4 protein-coding genes are annotated in these 3,680 nt (G+C 67.0%); 2 read left to right on the plus strand and 2 right to left on the minus strand.

Going from position 1 to position 3,680, the window contains the following annotated elements; all coding sequences use genetic code 11:
* Positions 1-10: 10 nt before the first annotated feature.
* Positions 11-1,126 carry a glycosyltransferase family 2 protein gene (locus E4L98_RS05125; protein WP_135200495.1) on the minus strand — a complete coding sequence of 372 codons (1,116 nt, stop codon included), beginning with the start codon at positions 1,124-1,126 and terminating at the stop codon, positions 11-13.
* Entirely contained in the window at positions 1,123-1,935 is an 813-nt protein-coding gene (locus E4L98_RS05130) for a glycosyltransferase family 2 protein (RefSeq protein ID WP_135200496.1), read from the minus strand. The genes E4L98_RS05125 and E4L98_RS05130 overlap by 4 nt, the downstream gene beginning before the upstream one ends.
* A gap of 51 nt (positions 1,936-1,986) precedes the next feature.
* Between E4L98_RS05130 and E4L98_RS05135 the strand changes: the two genes are divergently transcribed.
* Positions 1,987-3,213, plus strand: a complete 1,227-nt coding sequence (locus E4L98_RS05135; protein ID WP_135200497.1) for an O-antigen ligase family protein — start codon at positions 1,987-1,989, stop codon at positions 3,211-3,213.
* The coding region (gene waaF / locus E4L98_RS05140; protein ID WP_135200498.1) for a lipopolysaccharide heptosyltransferase II at positions 3,210-3,680 on the plus strand (471 nt) is incomplete at its 3' end. The genes E4L98_RS05135 and waaF, both read left to right, overlap by 4 nt.

Consider the following 3,680-nt stretch of genomic DNA (forward strand, 5'->3'; position numbering starts at 1 on the left):
GTAGCTTGCGCTACGGTTGGGCTCGTGTGCGATTGGCAGAACTGACCCCGGATTTTAGCAGGGCGCGCGTGCGCTCCAGGCGCTGCCACAGCTTGAGCTTGCGCACCGCCGTCTGTTGCAGGTGGAACCAGCGGTTGTCGTTCAGCGCGCGCTGGACCTGGCGCGCCGTGTGGGCGTCGTCGCGGTTGCCGCGCATGGCGGCCAGGACTTGCTGCGGCGGCGCGAACAGGCTGTCGAGGAAGATGCGGCGCACTTTGCCGCGCACGGCGTCGCCGGTCGCCGCCGGCAGCTGGTAGGAGTTCTTCACCATGCCGATGTAGAAGTGGCACACGGCGCGGTCGAACTGCGCGCGCACCGCGGCGCTCACCCCGGCCTGTTCGAACGCCGGCTTGACCGCCGCCAGCGCCGATACGAAATCCACGCACCATTGTTCGCTGATCACGCGCGTGATGCTGACCGGATGCTGCCGGTACGCCAGCAGCACGTGCGGCAAATACACCAGGCTGCGGCAGCGCTGCAGCAGGCGCGGCACCACCGCCACGTCCTCGAACAGCCGCCGCGACGGGAACAGCGGCATCGCCAGCTGGGCGTAGATCTCGCGCCGGAACACCTTGCACCAGACGTACATGTGGCGGTCGGCAAAGAACGCACTCAATATCGTGTCCTGGCAGGTGATGGTCTGCTCCGGCTGATAGCTCATGTAGACGTCGCGGTCCTTGTCCGGCGCGTCCGGGTGCCAGAAGCGCAGCGCGGTGGCGATCACGTCCGGCTGCTTGTCGGCGATCACGCGTTCCAGCGCTTCCAGCGAGCGCGGCAGCAGGCGGTCGTCGCTGTCGACAAACACGATGTAGGCGCCGCGCGCTTCCTGCAGCGCGCGGTTGCGCGCGTCCGAGATGCCCTGGTTGGGCTGCTCGATCAGGCGGATCGCCAGCCGCGGCCACGCCGCCTGCACCGCGCGCACGCGCGCCACGGTCTGGTCGGTGGAGCCGTCGTCCACCACGATCAGCTCGTGGTGGCCGCGCATCTGCACGGCGATGTGCTCCAGGCAATCGGTGATGAAGCGCTCGACGTTGTAGCCGGGCACCAGGATGCTCAGCAATGGCGTCGCGCCGGTCGTCATGCTCATGCCCGCAAGCCCTTGACCGCCAGCACGGTGCCGGCGGCGGCGCGCTTCAGCACTTCGGCGCGGTTGCTGGTTTCCTGGTCGCGCGCGTTTTCCTGGTGCCACAGGTGCAGCACCTCGGTGGCGTAGGCGCCATCCTTGCGCAGCACGCCGGCGTTGTACAGGCGCACCACCAGGTCGGAATCCTCGTGGCCCCAGCCGAGGAAGCTTTCGTCGAAGCCGTTCACCAGATCGAGGTCGGCGCGCCACACGGCCAGATTGCAGCTCTTGATGCGGCGCCAGGTGAAGCGCTTGCTGGTGCGGCCGATGTCCGGCAGGGTCAGCAGCAGCGGCAGCACCTTGTTGAGCCCGCCCGCGCGGCGCCACGCCAGTTTTTCAGTCGTGCTTAAGCTTTGCAAATCAATATGCTGGCGCAGCACGCGCTCGGTGGCCGCCTGGTCCAGCAGGATGCGGCTGCCCTGCACCAGGTAGCCGCGCTGGGCCAGCTTGCGGTGCTGGCTGATAAAATTACGCTGCGGTACACAATCGCCGTCCAGGAAGATGATGTAGTCGCCGCGCGCGTCCAGCGTGCCGAGGTTGCGCGCCCGCGCGGCGCGGAAGCCCAGGTCTTCCTGCCACACATGGCGCAGCGGCACCGGCGCGCGCGCCTGCAGCGCGGCCACCGCCGCCTGCGTGTTGTGGCCGGAGCCGTCATCAGCGATAATGATTTCGAACCCGCGCTCGTCCTGCGCGAAGCAGGCGTCGACGACGGCAGTCAGCGCATCCGGCCGGTTGTAGGTGGTAATGATGACGGAAATGAGGGCGGACGACATGGTTGTACGGCTTTAAGACGGATTGCTGTTTTGCAATAAACGATAATATGAATGAATAATACCTCACCCCGCTCTGGCGCCAGCACTGTCTTTATCCACAGCCTGATTTTCCTGTTTCCGTTCCTGCTGCTGATCACCAGCTTCGGGGTGGGCTTGTGCAGCTTCGTCTTTTTGCTGGCGGCCATCGTCTATCGCCGGGTTGGCTGGCAGGCGCTGCTGCGTCATCTTAACGAGATTCGCCCGGTATTGATAGCATTTGGCGCGGTATTCCTGATCGCGCTGTTGGGTTTCCTGTTCAGTCACGAGGTCAAGCTGCGCGAGCTGGAAAAGCCCACGCGCATGCTGGCCGCCGTCACCGTGATGCTGACCGTGCTGGCCTGCCGGCCCCGCCGCAAGGCGCTGTGGTGGGGCATGATCGCCGGCGCCTTCGCCGGCGCCGTGTTCATCGCCTACCAGCGCTGGGGCATGGGCATCGACCGCCCCGGCGGCCTGATCAATTCGATCACCTTCGGCGACATCATGCTGTGCCTGGGCCTGATGTGTCTGGCCGCGACGCTGGACTTCAGCGGCCGCGCGGCCGTCTGGCCGGGCCTGGGCGCGCTGGCCGGGCTGACCGGCTCGATCGCCACCGGCACGCGCGGCGGCTGGGTCGCCATCGTGTTTTCGGTGCTGTTGCTGATCCGCTACGGTCATGTGTTGCGCGGTCGTTTCCGCAAGGGGCTGGCGCTGCTCGGCCTGCTGCTGTTGGTTAGCACTTACTTTATTCCGCAGACCGGCGCGCGCGAGCGCATCGACCAGGGGGTCAGCGACGTGCAGCAGTATTTCAGCGGCGGCCCGACCTACACCAGCGTCGGCATCCGCTTCGAATTGTGGCGCAGCGCCGTGCACCTGATCGGCCGCCATCCGCTGGCCGGCGCCAGCATCCCGGCCGTGCGCGCCGAGCTTGAACAGCTGGTCCATGACGGCGACGTCCACCCCTATGTGCTGGACTTCGAACACTTCCACAACGATATCCTGCAGGCGCTGGTGTACGGCGGCGTCATCGGACTGGTGGCCTGGGCCTCGACGCTGGTGGCGCCGTTCATGTTTTTCCTGCGCCAGATGCCGGTCCGCGCGGCGCGCGCGCCGGCGCTGGCCGGCATGCTGCTGGTGCTGAGCTATTTCAGCTTCGGTCTGACGGAAGTGATCTTCTGGTCGGTCCGCAGCTGCATGTTTTACGCGCTGATGCTGTTCCTGCTGGCGGGACTGTGCCTGAACGCGCGCGAGGAACAGCGATGAGCGAATTGCGCACCCTGGTGATTTCCCCCAACTGGATCGGCGACGCCGTGATGGCGCAGCCGCTGCTGCAGCTGCTGCGCGCCGCCCATCCCGAGCGGCCGATCGACGTGCTGGCGCCGCCGGCGGTGTCGCCCGTGTGGCGCCAGGCGCCCGAAGTGGCCGAGGTGCTGGAGACGCCGTTCCGCCACGGCGCGCTGCAGCTGAAGCAGCGCTGGAAGTTCGCGCGCCTGCTGCGCCGGCGCGGCTACGCCGACGCCTACGTGCTGCCCAACACCATCAAGTACGCGCTGATTCCGTGGCTGGCCGGCATCCCGCGCCGCGTCGGCTACAAGGGCGAAAGCCGCCATGGCCTGATCAACGTGATGCACCACGACGAACTGCCGCCGCGGCCGATGGTGGCGTTTTACGCGGCGCTGGCCAAGGCGCCGGTGACGGTGCAGGGGCCGGGCGAACGCGCCGCGCTGCCG

The sequence above is a fragment of the Duganella callida genome (assembly GCF_004614165.1).
GTDB classification, from domain to species: domain Bacteria; phylum Pseudomonadota; class Gammaproteobacteria; order Burkholderiales; family Burkholderiaceae_D; genus Rugamonas; species Rugamonas callida.